Annotated in this window: 7 protein-coding genes; 4 read left to right on the top strand and 3 right to left on the bottom strand. The window is 61.6% G+C overall.

Going from position 1 to position 13960, the window contains the following annotated elements; all coding sequences use genetic code 11:
* The first annotated feature begins 45 nt into the window (after positions 1–45).
* From T3A99_RS03970 to T3A99_RS03960, 3 genes are all read left to right on the top strand, one after another.
* Complete coding sequence (locus tag T3A99_RS03970) at positions 46–495, top strand: DoxX family protein (protein WP_173406915.1); 450 nt, start codon at positions 46–48, stop codon at positions 493–495.
* Between the two features lie 107 nt (positions 496–602).
* Positions 603–1589, top strand: coding sequence for a phosphoribosyltransferase (locus tag T3A99_RS03965; RefSeq protein ID WP_322833962.1), 987 nt, complete (start codon positions 603–605; stop codon positions 1587–1589).
* 295 nt (positions 1590–1884) lie between these two features.
* Complete coding sequence (locus T3A99_RS03960; RefSeq protein WP_047225816.1) at positions 1885–4542, top strand: excinuclease ABC subunit UvrA; 2658 nt, start codon at positions 1885–1887, stop codon at positions 4540–4542.
* Between the two features lie 90 nt (positions 4543–4632).
* On the opposite strand, the gene hemN is transcribed toward T3A99_RS03960, so the two are convergent.
* From hemN to T3A99_RS03945, 3 genes are all read right to left on the bottom strand, one after another.
* Positions 4633–6021: an oxygen-independent coproporphyrinogen III oxidase gene (gene hemN, locus T3A99_RS03955; RefSeq protein WP_322833961.1), complete on the bottom strand. Its 1389-nt coding sequence runs from the start codon at positions 6019–6021 to the stop codon at positions 4633–4635.
* Positions 6018–7397: a coproporphyrinogen III oxidase gene (locus T3A99_RS03950; RefSeq protein ID WP_281459176.1), complete on the bottom strand. Its 1380-nt coding sequence runs from the start codon at positions 7395–7397 to the stop codon at positions 6018–6020. Before T3A99_RS03950 ends, hemN begins: the two co-directional genes overlap by 4 nt.
* Before the next feature lie 96 nt (positions 7398–7493).
* Complete coding sequence (locus T3A99_RS03945; RefSeq protein WP_047225813.1) at positions 7494–7937, bottom strand: CopD family copper resistance protein; 444 nt, start codon at positions 7935–7937, stop codon at positions 7494–7496.
* Between the two features lie 393 nt (positions 7938–8330).
* Here T3A99_RS03945 and T3A99_RS03940 point away from each other — a divergent pair, with 393 nt between their 5' ends.
* Complete coding sequence (locus T3A99_RS03940; RefSeq protein ID WP_188250810.1) at positions 8331–13943, top strand: putative Ig domain-containing protein; 5613 nt, start codon at positions 8331–8333, stop codon at positions 13941–13943.
* The last annotated feature ends 17 nt before the right edge of the window (positions 13944–13960 follow it).

Genomic DNA, 13960 nt, shown 5'->3' with positions numbered 1-13960 from the left:
ACCCACCCAATGAGTTTTACCACGGTCATAATCATGATTTCAGATATGCAGAAAAAAACCAGCGTCGCGCACTGGACGGGCAGAGTCCTGGGCGCTCTGGTGGTGTTGGCATTACTTGCCGACGCCGGTGTGAATATTTTCGCGCCCCAAGTCCTCGCAAAAAACATGGAGCTGACCGGATTCCCCGATCACCTCTCCTCTGTCATTGGCAGCATCATCCTGGTTTGCACCGTGCTCTACATGATTCCGAGAACCGCCGTGTTGGGCGCAATACTGGTGACAGGATTCCTGGGTGGTGCCATTTGCACCCATTTGCGCCTGGGTGAATTGGGCTCCGCCTCGCAGATCATCAGTGGGATGTTGGGCATTGCGGCCTGGGCTTCGCTTTACCTGCGCAGCGATGCCGTCCGTTCTCTGCTGCCGTTGGTTGAAAGCAAAGGGCGAGTATCGCGATCTGTCCTTCAGACTTTCCTTAATAGACGCCGACGGTGGTGAGTCAAACGACTGGACATCGAACCCTGTGCCAACCCCATAGCCCTGTGACGGCTCCGTAGGGCCATCAAGCACCCACCGAACACTCGCTTTCATCACCGGATAAAACAGTGTCTGTCCAGAAATCGCACGTGCTCAAACCCGTGCTGCCTATCTCGTATGAGCAGATGGATCGCTTGGTCGCGTCGATACAGCCTACGCTTCTCGAAGAAGCGTTCAGTAGCATCATCGGTATATTGCGAGGTGGAGGCCCCTTAGCGCTGATGGTCTCGCATGCCACGGGCGTTGAACCGGCCTTTTTGCGCTATTACCGGGTCGATCGGAGCGTGATTTGGGACTCGTCGATCCCCCTTCCTCCTCCAGGCAGCAAGGTGTTGCTCTGTGAAGACATCGCTGGCACCGGGCACACCCTGAAGGACTGCCTGGCATTCTTGCAGCGCAGGGGATTGATCGTGAGGGTTTTCACTGTCGGCTTTGACGACCTAAGCGGTATACGCCCCGATTACGGGCTGGACGGGCGAGGGTATTTCTTGCAGTTCCCTTGGGAGCGCCAAGCCCTTACCTGCGCCTATCGCGATCGCTGGATCGACACCGGTGGCGGGCGTACCGGCAGGATGGCCCATGACCATGATTACGACGTGTACGCCATCGACCTCGACGGAATACTGCTTCCAGATATCCCGCTCCAACGTTATGCGGCGGACTTGAGTGCGGCGCTTGGCGAACGCGACCGCCTCGAGCCCTTCAAGCAACTGCCACCTCTGGGGCGGGTGAAGGCGATTATCACCGGGCGCCCGGAGATGGATCGCGTTCGTACTCAAGCCTGGCTAAGCCAGCACGGCCATAGCGGGACACCGCTGATCATGAGAGATACCCGCTCGTGCAACGACAGCCCAGAACAGGTTGCCCTCTACAAAGCCCGGGCATGCGTACAGTTGGGGTGCACGCACTTCGTTGAAAGCGACCCGACACAAGCGATCCTGATCGCGCAGCAAGCGCCTTTGCTGCGGGTCATCTGGTGGGATGCCGGGTGCGGCCGGGGAAGATTGATCGGCGCGGCAGATTGGAAACACGGTACGCCTGGGGCGCCATCCTGAACGCGAAAATGGCGAACACGCCGCTGGTTATCACTGCGGGCCACGCTGGTTATCATCCACAGCAGCGCAACAAACAGAGCAGTGAACAGCTTTGATCGAGGCATCCGGGGTCCGTTTCCATGACAATTGCGAAGCTTTTCTCATCTCTTCGCTTCGGAGAAAATTTTTATTGCACGAGAATCGACGAACCCGGTCGCATAAATATCAGTGCTGTGACTCAGGTTCCACTCTCCGAGTGACGCCGTTTCGCCAGAAAGCCTCCACGCGTTGAACAGACGCAAACAAGGAACGCTCCATGCCCCCACGCTCCGGTCCCGCCTCCGCTTCGCCATTGCCTGAAGACACCGGTTTCGTCCGGGTGCGTGGCGCCCGCGAGCACAACCTCAAGAATGTCGACGTCGACATCCCTCGCGATGCCCTGGTGGTATTCACTGGCGTGTCGGGGTCGGGCAAGTCGTCGCTGGCCTTTTCCACGCTTTATGCCGAAGCCCAGCGCCGTTATTTCGAGTCAGTCGCGCCTTATGCCCGGCGCCTGATCGACCAGGTGGGCGTGCCGGACGTGGACAGTATCGAAGGTCTGCCGCCAGCGGTGGCCTTGCAACAGCAGCGCGGCACGCCCAGCGCGCGATCCTCGGTGGGCAGCGTCACCACCTTGTCGAGCCTGATCCGCATGCTCTACTCCCGAGCGGGTAGCTACCCGGCCGACCAACCGATGCTGTACGCCGAGGATTTCTCGCCCAACACGCCTCAGGGTGCCTGCCAGCAGTGCCACGGCCTGGGCCGGGTCTATGAAGTGACCGAAGCGTCCATGGTGCCGGACCCTTCGTTGACCATCCGCGAACGCGCCGTGGCGGCCTGGCCCATGGCATGGCAGGGCCAGAACCTGCGAGACATCCTGGTAACCCTGGGTTATGACGTCGACGTTCCTTGGCGCGACCTGCCCAAAAAACAGCGTGACTGGATTCTCTTCACCGAAGAGACCCCCACTGTCCCGGTGTACGCCGGGCTCACCCCGGCCCAGACCCGCGCAGCCCTCAAGCGCAAACTCGAGCCCAGCTATCAAGGCACGTTCAGCGGCGCCCGACGCTACCTGCTGCACACGTTCATGCACTCCCAAAGCGCCCAGATGCGCAAACGCGTGGCGCAATACATGCGCGCCAGCCCTTGCCCGGTGTGCGAAGGTAAACGCCTCAAGCGCCAGGCACTGACGGTGACCTTTGCCGGCCTGGACATCGCCGAACTGTCCCACCTGCCGTTGCTGGAACTGGCCGAGGTGCTCAAGGGCGTTGCCGCCCCCGATTATCTGGCGCAAGCCGAGGAACCGGGAACAACCCTCACCCACCAGCAAACCCGCGAGGCCCGCGAGCAACGCGCCGCTCGGGGTGAGAATCCCCATGCCGGCGGGCCTGATGCACGCCACACCCACAATCTGTCCCTGGAAAAACGCCTGGCCGCCCAACGCATCGCCACTGAATTGCTGGAGCGCATCGTCACCTTGATCGACCTGGGCCTCGGCTACCTGGCCCTGGAGCGCAGCACACCGACGCTGTCTTCCGGCGAGCTGCAACGCCTGCGCCTGGCAACCCAGCTCAACTCCCAGCTGTTCGGCGTGATCTATGTGCTGGATGAACCCTCTGCCGGCCTGCACCCGGCCGACAGCGAAGCGCTGTTCCAGGCCCTGCAACGCCTCAAGGCCTCGGGTAATTCGGTGTTTGTGGTCGAACACGACCTGGACACCATGCGCCGCGCCGACTGGCTCATCGACGTCGGCCCCGACGCGGGGGAACAAGGCGGAAAAATCCTCTACAGCGGTCCACCCGCGGGCCTGCGGCAGGTGCCGGAGTCACGCACCCGCGCCTACCTGTTTGCCCAGGACAGCGCTGCGGGGCGTACGCCTCGAACACCCAAGGATTGGCTACGCCTGGAAGGCATCACCCGCAACAATCTGGATAACCTCAGCGCCGCCTTTCCCTTGGGTTGCTTCAGCGCCGTGACCGGCATTTCCGGCTCGGGTAAATCCAGCCTCGTCAGCCAGGCCCTGCTGGACCTGGTGGGTGGCCATCTGGGCCAGGCCAGCCACAACGCCGAAGCCGACGAACAAAGCCTGGAAGATGAACCGCTGCAAACCAGCGGTGGCCACGTCACCGCCGGACTCGAGTCGGTCAAGCGGCTGGTCCAGGTGGACCAGAAACCCATCGGCCGCACCCCGCGCTCCAACCTCGCCACCTACACCGGGCTGTTCGATCACGTACGTAAATTGTTCGCCGCCACGCCTCAGGCGCAGGAACTGGGTTTCGATGCGGGACAGTTCTCCTTCAATGTCGCCAAAGGCCGTTGCGAAACCTGCGAGGGCGAGGGCTTCGTCAGCGTCGAGCTGTTGTTCATGCCCAGCGTGTATGCACCCTGCCCCACGTGCCACGGGGATCGCTACAACCCCCAGACCCTTGAAGTGAACTGGCAGGGGCTGAATATCGCTCAGGTGTTGCAACTGACCGTGAACCAGGCGCTTGAGGTGTTTGCCGAGCAGGCGTCGGCAAAGCGCTCACTGCAAGTGCTGCAGGATATCGGGCTGGGTTATCTGCGCCTGGGTCAACCGGCCACGGAACTGTCCGGCGGCGAGGCCCAGCGCATCAAACTGGCCACCGAGCTGCAACGCAAAGCCCGGGGCGCCACTTTGTACGTGCTGGATGAGCCAACCAACGGCTTACATCCCCAGGACGTGGATCGCTTGCTGGTGCAATTAAATCGCCTGGTGGATGAAGGCCACAGCGTGGTTGTGGTGGAGCATGATATGCGCGTGGTGGCGCAGAGTGATTGGGTCATCGACATCGGCCCGGGCGCTGGGAACCAGGGCGGGAAAGTCGTGGTATGCGGGGCTCCGGCGAAGGTCGCGAAATGCCAGGAAAGTCGAACGGCGGCCTTTCTGGGCAGGGTGCTGCAGCCTGGAGGTTGAAGGGCAACCTGCCTGGCGCACGGCCTGTGGCGAGGGGGTTATCCCCGCTGGCTGCGCAGCCAGCGGGAACGGCCAGCTCTCGTCATAACGTCAAACCGTACGCGAATACTGGACCGTCTGGTCGACGCCCAAGTACGCGTCGAAAGCCATGGCCACGTTGCGCATCATCAATTGCCCCTGGGGCAGCAGCACCAGCGAGTCGGGGTGGATCTCCAGCAGTCCGTCGCGCACCAGTTCCTCAAGCCGGACCAGGGCATCGGCAAAGTACTCGTTGAAACCCACACCGTGACTGATCTGGACCCGGGTGAAATCGATCCGTCCATGGCACATCAACTCGCTGATGACCTCGCGGCGCAACCGGTCATCGTCGCTCAGGCGATAGCCGCGCTGCACCGGCAGCAGGCCTTGATCCAGGCGAGCGTAGTACTGAGAAAGCTCCTTGACGTTCTGACCATAGCTGTCACCGACCTTACCGATCGAAGACACACCCAGGCCGATCAAATCGCAATCGGCATGGGTGGAATACCCCTGGAAGTTGCGTTGCAGCGTGCCCTGGACCCGAGCGCGCACCAACTCGTCCTCCGGCAAGGCGAAATGGTCCATGCCGATGTAGACATAACCGGCTTCGGTCAGACGATTGATGGTCAGTTCCAGCAACTCCAGCTTGCGCTCCGGCGGCGGCATGTCTTCGGGTCGGATCATCCGTTGCGCCCGCACCCGTTGCGGCAGATGCGCATAGCTGTAGGCGGCGATCCGGTCGGGACGCAGGGCGATGATCTTGCTCAGGGTCACATCGAAACTGGCGATGGTTTGCAGCGGCAAGCCGTAGATCAGATCGACACTGACGGACTTGAAACGCGCCAGCCGGGCCGCCTCCACCAACTCGACGACCTGGGCCTCGCTCTGCACCCGATTGACTGCGGCTTGCACCTGGGCATCGAAATCCTGGACGCCGAAGCTCAGGCGATTGAACCCCAGCTGGCGCAGCCCCTGGATCTGTTGGGCATCGATGGTCCGCGGATCGACCTCGATGGAAAACTCATGGGCGTCACTGTCGTCCATGTCGAACGCCTGGTGCAGGCACTCCATCAGATCGGCCAGTTGCTCATGGGTCAGATAGGTCGGCGTGCCACCGCCCAGGTGCAGTTGCGTCAGTTTGCGCGAGCGGTCGAACAACGCCCCCTGCAGGCCGATCTCACGCTTGAGGTAAGTCAGGTATTCAGCGGCGCGATGAGTCTTGCGAGTAATGATTTTGTTGCACGCGCAGTAGTAGCAAAGGCTCTGGCAGAACGGAATATGGATGTAGACCGACAAGGGTTTGGGCACCGGGGCCTGGTTGCTCAGCTCGGCGGCCTGGCGGTACTCATCCATGGCAAAGGCCTGATGGAACTGCGGGGCCGTCGGATAGGAGGTGTAGCGCGGCCCCGGACGGTCGTACTTCTCGACCAGGGCGCGATTGAAAGCGGATACAGCATTCATGATGGGGTCAACCTGTCAAAGGGGCCGGTCAAAGTGCCTGCGTCGTCGGGAACTGGATCGAACAGATTGCAGATCGCATCCACACTCAGGCGCCCGGCGGGCAAGATACCGATAAAACGGCTGGTCAATTCGATCAAACCCTGGCTGCGCAATACCTCCAGCTGCGGCCAGATGGACGCGAAATAATCGCGCAACACCACGCCGAAACGCGCTTCCATGGCCGGGATATCCAGCTCCAGGTCGCAGGCAAGTTGCTCGGTCACCGCGGCCCTGAGCAGGTCCTGCGCCTCACAGCGCCAGCCGCGAGACACAGGCAACTGCCCGGCGTCCAGCTGCTGGCAGTACTCCAGCAGGTCATCGGTGTTCTGCACGTACAAGTGTTCGATCTGGGTGATGGCCGACAGGCCGAAACCCAAGTGGTCACAGCAACCGCGCCGAGTGAAACCCTGACAATTGCGGTGCAGGCGCCCGTGCTCTTGGGCGACGGCCAGGTCATCGTCCGCCCTGACGAACTGCCCCAGCCCGATGTAGTGATACCCCGCCCCGGTCAGTTGCTCGCAGCAGATTTGGCGCATGGTGTCTGTATCGGCCTGGCTGCTGAAGGCATCCGCCGCTTGGTGTTTTTTCGAACGATAGCGATACGGCGCATGGGCGTAGTCGAACACATGCAGCCGGTCGGGCTCCAGTTCGATCAGCGTGCCCAGTTTGCGCGCGAAGCTGTGGGGCGTTTGCCAGGCATGGCCATAACCGAGATCGATGTTGATGGAACGGAAACCGAAGGTTCGCGCGGCATCGATCAGCGAATGAATCGGTGCCGGGTTCTGATAGCAATCCACGGACAAATCGCTGTCCAGGCCAATGTCCGGTACTCCGATGCTGACGTGGGTGAATCCCTGGTCGCGAATCAGCCCCATGGTGGACCAGTCGGTGTGATGCAGGTCGACCTCGATGCTGTGTTCGGCGCTGTCGTATTCACAGAACTCGAAACGTTTGCGCAGGTCATCCATCAGCCGCTGCAAATGGGCGATCACCGGCGTACCGCCAGTCAGGCAGAACGCCTCGACCCGACGCCCTGCGCCCAAGTGACAACCGACCAGTCCGATTTCATAGGTCAGGTGTTGCAGATAGCCCTCGATCTCGCCACACCGGCACACGCTCGCCAGGGGCGAACACGATGACAAACGCAAGCGCGAAGGCAGATGCACCGCCAGGGACAGCGGCCGCCGTTTATGGCGGCTGTCGCGCAACTCCCGAAGCAGATCGAGCGAGCCAACCCCCGTATGGAATTTGCGCGTACCGACCGGGCAATCGACATCAGCCACCGCCGGGGTACGGCGCGGGGCTCGATCGCCGGGGGTGTGGAACAGGTCGAACATGACAATCTCCGAATGGCTGCGCAGGCACAGTGTCGGACTTGTCCCGATGGGTCGCCTTGACCTGTATCAAGCGCCCTGCATACGCCCCGCAACCGCTCACCAGGTCAGGTAAAACATCCCCTTGGCCAACAGCACGATTGCCAGCAGATGAATGAACACGCTGGTATGGATGATCTGCACGTAACGGGCGTTCATGCGGGCGCTTCTGAACAGCCACATGGCCCAGAGGAAATGCCCGAGTACGCTGCCCGCCAAGGCTATTTTCAGGCCCAGCAGCAACCCGAAAGAAGACTCCCATGGCGCGGAAAGCGTCGGCCAGTACCGCAGCCAGACCATGGCAGCGCCGGCACCGAACAGCGTCAGCAACACCCAGGGCATCAACTGCCGGGCACGCCGGCTGATGCCCTGTTCCAGCAGCACCATGACTTTGGCGGGCAGCTGTTTGCGGATGCTCTCCAGGAACAGCACCTCGAAGAACACCGTGCCAATGAAAACCAGCGCGGCAAACAGGTGCAATGTCAGGAATAGCGGATAGCTCATGGGCTCCTCGGTCGCCCCTGAATCATCGGGCGATGGTTTAGTCGAGGTTATCCCGCGGCTTCGGATTGGGGGTTGATGCCAATCAAGGAAATCCGATACCGCACCTGTGGGAGCGAGCCTGCTCGCGATAGCGTCGGTTCGGCTTGCATCCCATCGACTGACACACCGCTATCGCGAGCAGGCTCGCTCCCACAAGGGTTGTGCAACCCAAAAAGCGTCAACAGAACGTTATCTGTTGCTGAAGTCGTTCCGACCGTTGATCAGTCCGTTCGTTTTTTTGACGCTCAGCCGATATGCGGTCACAACTTTTGCGCTCCTGCGGGTCATAACACGGTGGCCGCCGATGGAATATTGGCTTCTACCGTGGTTCCAGCCCGATACGGAGATAAGCTCATGATTTTCAACGTACAAAATTTTGGCGCCAAAGGAGATGGCATCACCGACGACACGGCGGCAATACAAAGTGCCATTGATGCGGCGGCTGCCGCAGGCGGCGGGCAGGTGTACATGCCGACCGGGACTTACATCGTTTCGGCCGGCGAGGAACCCTCCGACGGTTGCCTGATGCTCAAGAGCAACGTCTATTTGTACGGCGACGGCATGGGCGAAACCACCGTCAAGGTGGCCGACGGCTCCGACACCAAGATCACCGGCATCATCCGCTCGGCCTACGGTGAAGAAACCCACGATTTCGGCGTCAGCCATCTCACCATCGACGGCAATCGCGACAACACCACAGGCAAGATCGACGGCTGGTTCAACGGCTACATTCCCGGCGAAGAAGGCTACGACTCCAACGTCACCCTCGACAGCGTCGAGATCAAGGATTGCTCCGGGTACGGCTTCGACCCCCACGAGCAGACCGTCAACATGGTCATCAAGAACAGCGTGTCCCACGGCAACGGCCTGGACGGTTTTGTTGCTGACTTCCTCAGTGACAGCACCTTTGAAAACAACGTCGCCTACGACAATGACCGCCATGGTTTCAACGTTGTCACCAGCACCCACGACTTCACCCTCACCAATAACGTTGCCTACAACAACGGCGGCAACGGTATCGTGGTGCAGCGCGGCAGCGAGGACATCCCCTCCCCCAGCAACATCACCATCACCGGCGGCGAGGTGTATGGCAACGGCGGCGAAGGCGTACTGATCAAGCTGTCCAGCGACGTCACCGTCAGCGGCGTCGACATCCACGACAACGCCAGCGCCGGGATCCGCATCTACGGCAGCAACCACGTTGAAGTCATCGACAACACCCTCAACAACAACTCCCTGGGCAATCCGGTACCGGAAATCATCATCCAGTCCTACGACGACACCCTGGGCGTGTCCGGTCGCTACTTCAACGGCAGCGACAACCTGATCCAGGGCAACATCATCAGCGGCAGCGACCTGTCGACCTACGGCGTTGCCGAACGCAACGAAGACGGCACCGACCGCAATGCGATCATCGCCAACACCATCAGTCACACCAGTAAGGGCGCAACGCTGGTCTATGGCGACGGCAGCTATGTCAGCGCCACGGTACCGGTGACCACCGTGCAAGGTACCGCCGGCAACGACACCTTGCTGGGCAGCGCCGCCAACGAGATTTTCTACGGCGGTGCCGGCAATGACACCATCAATGGCGGCGCGGGTGACGACATCCTGGTGGGTGGCGCGGGCATCGACAGACTGACTGGCGGCACCGGCGCCGATACGTTTCGCTTCGCCAGCCAGTCCGACAGTTACCGCAACGCCACCACCAGCTTCGACGACACCATCACTGATTTCGACGTTACCCAGGACAAGATTGACCTCGCGGGCCTGGGCTTCACCGGCCTGGGCAATGGCCGTGGCGGCACATTGCAGATCAGCTACAGCGCCAGCAGCGACCGCACCTACATCAAGGATTACGATGCCGACGCCAGCGGCAATCGCTTCGAGCTGATTCTGTCGGGCAACCTGACCAGTACCCTGACCGCCAGCAACTTCATCTTCAATCGGGTGGTCACCGGCACCAGCGGCAGTGACTCGCTGATCGGCAGTGACTCGGCCGACACCCTGCTGGGTCTGGCGGGCAACGACAGCCTCAGTGGTGGCGCGGGCGACGACAAGCTCGACGGCGGGGCCGGCATGGACACCCTCACCGGTGGCACCGGGGCCGATACCTTTGTGTTTTCCAACCGTCTGGACAGCTACCGCAACTACAACACCGGCGGCGTCAACCTGGGCGATGTGATCACCGATTTCGATGTCAGCGCCGACAAGATCGATCTGTCGGCCATGGGCTTCACCGGCCTTGGTGACGGCAAGAACGACACCGTGTACGTGGTACTCAACAGCGCCGGGACCAAGACCTACATCAAATCCCTGACCGCCGACGCCAATGGCAACCGCTTCGAAGTGGCGCTGGAGGGTAACTACCTCGACACATTGACCAGCGCCAATTTTGTCTTCGCCACCGCCTCGCCCACCAATCAGGCACCGGTGTTGGCCACGCCGTTGCTGGATCAGAATGCGACCGAAAACACGCCGTTCAGCTACGTGGTGCCGGCCACCAGTTTTACCGACCCGGACAACGACAGCCTCAGCTATACCGCCACCCTCGCCAACGGCAGCGCCCTGCCCGGCTGGCTGGTGTTCGATGCCGCCAGCCGCACATTCAGCGGCACGCCAACCGATACAGCATCAGGCACGTATTCCATACAGGTCACGGCGACCGACGGCAGCAACGCCACCGTCAGCGACAGCTTCACCCTGGCGGTGCAGGACGTGCCCGCCGCGCCCATCGTGATCAATGGCACGCCGAACAACGACACGTTGACCGGTACCGCGGCCAACGAACAACTGTATGGCGGCGCCGGTAACGACACCCTCAATGGCGGGGCTGGCAACGACATTCTGGTGGGCGGCACTGGCGTGGACAAACTCACCGGCGGCGCGGGTGCCGACGTGTTTCGCTATACCTCCAAACTCGACAGCTACCGCACCAGTTCCACCAGCGCCAGTGACCAGATCCTCGATTTCGACGTGGCCGCCGACAAGATCGATGTATCGGCCCTCGGCTACACCGGACTGGGCAATGGCCAGGGCGGCACACTGCAGGTGACCTACAGCAGCTCGACCAACCGCACCTACCTCAAAGACCTCACGGTCGATGCCAACGGCAACCGTTTCGAAGTGTCGCTGGCGGGTAACCTGGTCAGCAGCCTGACCGCCAGTCATTTCGTCTTCGCCGACGAGAACACCCCCAGCAATGTGGCGCCCGTGGTGGTTATCCCCCTGCTCGACCAGAACGCCACCGAAAGTACGCCGTTCACCTACACCGTGACCTCCGACAGCTTCAGCGACGCCAATCAGGATGTGCTGACCTACACCGCCACCTTGGCCGATGGCAGCGCCCTGCCCGCCTGGCTGAGCTTCAATGCCAGCAATCTGACTTTCGCTGGCACACCCACCAGCACGGCGGCAGGCAACTACAACGTACTGGTCAAGGCCACCGATCCGTCAGGTGCCTCGGTGAGCGACAGCTTCGCCCTGGCAGTGGCCGATGCGCCGGACAATACCATCACCGGAACCAACAACGCCGAATCCCTCACTGGCACCGCGGGCGCGGACTTGATCCTCGGCCTGGGCGGCAACGACACGATCAGGGCCGGCACTGGCGCGGACATTGTCGATGGTGGCGCCGGTCGCGACTCGTTGTACGGTGGCGACGGTGCCGACACCTTCCGCTACACCAACGTGCTCGACAGCTACCGCGACTACGACACCGGCGGGGTCACGGCCACGGACACGATCTATGACTTCACCGTGGGCGTCGACAAGATCGATGTCTCCGGCCTGGGCTATCTCGGCCTCGGCAATGGCAGCAACGGCACGCTGTACATGACCCTCAACTCGGCCGGCGACAAGACCTACATCAAATCCAGCGAAGCGGACGCCGACGGCAATCGCTTCGAAATCGCCCTCAGCGGTAACTACCTCAACACCCTGACCGCCGATGACTTCGTGTTCGGCGAGCGCGCCCAGCAGGACATCCTCTACCTGCCGACCCTCGGCCAGTCCAATGCGCGCCTGCTGCGCATGACCGAGGACGACGATCAGTCCGGTACATCGATGCTGGTCAATGACCTGAGCAAGTACACCCCCTATGACGTACGCAGTCAGTTCGAGGATGCCGACGGCAATGGCATCGACATCGCGGTGGGCGGCAGTACGGTCAATGGCCTGTCGACCCTGGGCGCCGAGGAGCTCAAGTTGTGCTGGTGGCTGACCGACACCAACCAACCGGGGCCTGCGCTGTTGCGCGCCGTGGCGTTGTTGCAGGATCAGCTTGCCGAGCTCAGGGCCATCGACAACGTCACCATGGGCATTGTTTGGGGCCAAGGCGAGGAAGCGGCCCAGGAAATCGCCCGCGCCTCCGACAAGGAAGCTGCGGCGGCGGCCTACAAGGCCGCGACGCTGGCCGTGTTTGATTACCTGCACGCCCAGTTCGGCAGTTTCAACGTGTACCTGATGGAGACCGGGCACTACCAACAGGACGCGGCGCGTGCCCGTGGCTATTCGGAAGAGAAGATCGCCGACATTGTCGAAGGTGTCGGTTATGTCCGCGCCACCCAGGAGGCCATCGCCGCCGAGCGCGCGGACGTGAAACTGGCCGTGGACTACACCGATCTGCCCTTGCGCTACGAAGTCGACCCACTGGTGTATCCCGACGACGTCTGGCACTTGCACGAGGAATCGGCGGAAATCGTCGGCCAGCGCCTGGCCGATTACATCGCCGATGACCTGGGTTTCCAGGGCAATCCTGATGACAACAACAGCGTGCAGGACATATTCGACGATGCCCAGAACGAAGGCGGGATGATTTCCGGTACCGACCAGGCAGATACGCTGGTGGGCAGCTCGGGCAACGACACTCTGGACGGAGACCTGGGCGCCGACAGCTTGACCGGCGGCGACGGCAACGACATCTATGTGGTCGACAACGCGTTCGACAGCGTGGTGGAAAGCAACACCTCGACCGCACAGATCGACACGGTGCAGGCCTCGGTCAGTTGGACGTTGGGCGATAACCTGGAGAATCTGGTGCTCACCGGCGTATCGGACATCAACGGCACCGGCAATGAGCGGCGCAATTTCATCACCGGTAACGCCGCCAACAACGTGCTTGATGGCGCCGCCGGGGCCGACAGCATGAGCGGGGGCGATGGCAACGACACTTACTATGTCGACAACACCGGCGATACCGTGATCGAGACCAACAGCAACCCGGTGTCTGGCGGGATCGACAGCGTGCACAGCAGCTTGACGGCCTATACCCTCAACAACAACGTCGAAAACCTGTACATCGATACCCCCGACGCCGCCAATGGCACCGGTAATGCGTTGGACAACATACTGTTTGCCGGGGCCGGCAACAACGTGCTGGACGGCCGTGATGGCAATGACACGGTCTCGTTCGAACGGGCCATGGCCGGTGTCACGGCCACCCTGTCCACCTCCGCGCAACAGAACACCGTGGGTTCGGGCCTTGACACCTTCAAGTATGTCGAGAACCTGACCGGCAGTGCCTACGCCGACAACCTGACGGGTAACAGCGGCGCCAACGTGCTCAACGGTGGGGCGGGCAACGATACGCTGGTGGGTGGCTCGGGCGATGACCGGTTGATCGGCGGCGCAGGCACTGACAGCCTGAGCGGCGGTACGGGTGCAGACACATATGCATTCGAAGCACTGTCGGACATGGGCATCGGGGCGCTACGCGATGTCATCAGCGGCTTCAAGAGCACCGAGTTCGACCAACTGGACTTCACCGGGTTGGACGCCAATCCGCTGACCGCCGAGATCGACACCTTCACGTTCATTGGCAGCAATGCCTTTAGCGCCGATGCCACCGGTCAACTGCGCTTTGCCGATGGCATCCTCTACGGCAGTGTAAATGCCGACGCCAGCGCCGAGTTCGAATTCGAACTGGTGGGGGTCAAGGAGCTGCATGCCAGCGACTTCACGGCCTGACGGGAGCAGGCAGATCG

This window comes from Pseudomonas sp. N-137 (assembly GCF_034555295.1).
GTDB classification, from domain to species: Bacteria; Pseudomonadota; Gammaproteobacteria; order Pseudomonadales; family Pseudomonadaceae; genus Aquipseudomonas; species Aquipseudomonas rhizophila.
Note: the sequence above shows the minus strand (reverse complement) of the source record. Positions and strands in the feature narration are given on the sequence as shown.

Coding starts and splice junctions, on each gene's coding strand:
- T3A99_RS03950 (WP_281459176.1), bottom strand. CDS start 7,397: ATGTTCGACCTGTTCCACACCCCCGGCGATCGAGCCCCGCGCCGTACC.
- T3A99_RS03970 (WP_173406915.1), top strand. CDS start 46: ATGCAGAAAAAAACCAGCGTCGCGCACTGGACGGGCAGAGTCCTGGGC.
- T3A99_RS03945 (WP_047225813.1), bottom strand. CDS start 7,937: ATGAGCTATCCGCTATTCCTGACATTGCACCTGTTTGCCGCGCTGGTT.
- T3A99_RS03960 (WP_047225816.1), top strand. CDS start 1,885: ATGCCCCCACGCTCCGGTCCCGCCTCCGCTTCGCCATTGCCTGAAGAC.
- T3A99_RS03940 (WP_188250810.1), top strand. CDS start 8,331: ATGATTTTCAACGTACAAAATTTTGGCGCCAAAGGAGATGGCATCACC.
- hemN (WP_322833961.1), bottom strand. CDS start 6,021: ATGAATGCTGTATCCGCTTTCAATCGCGCCCTGGTCGAGAAGTACGAC.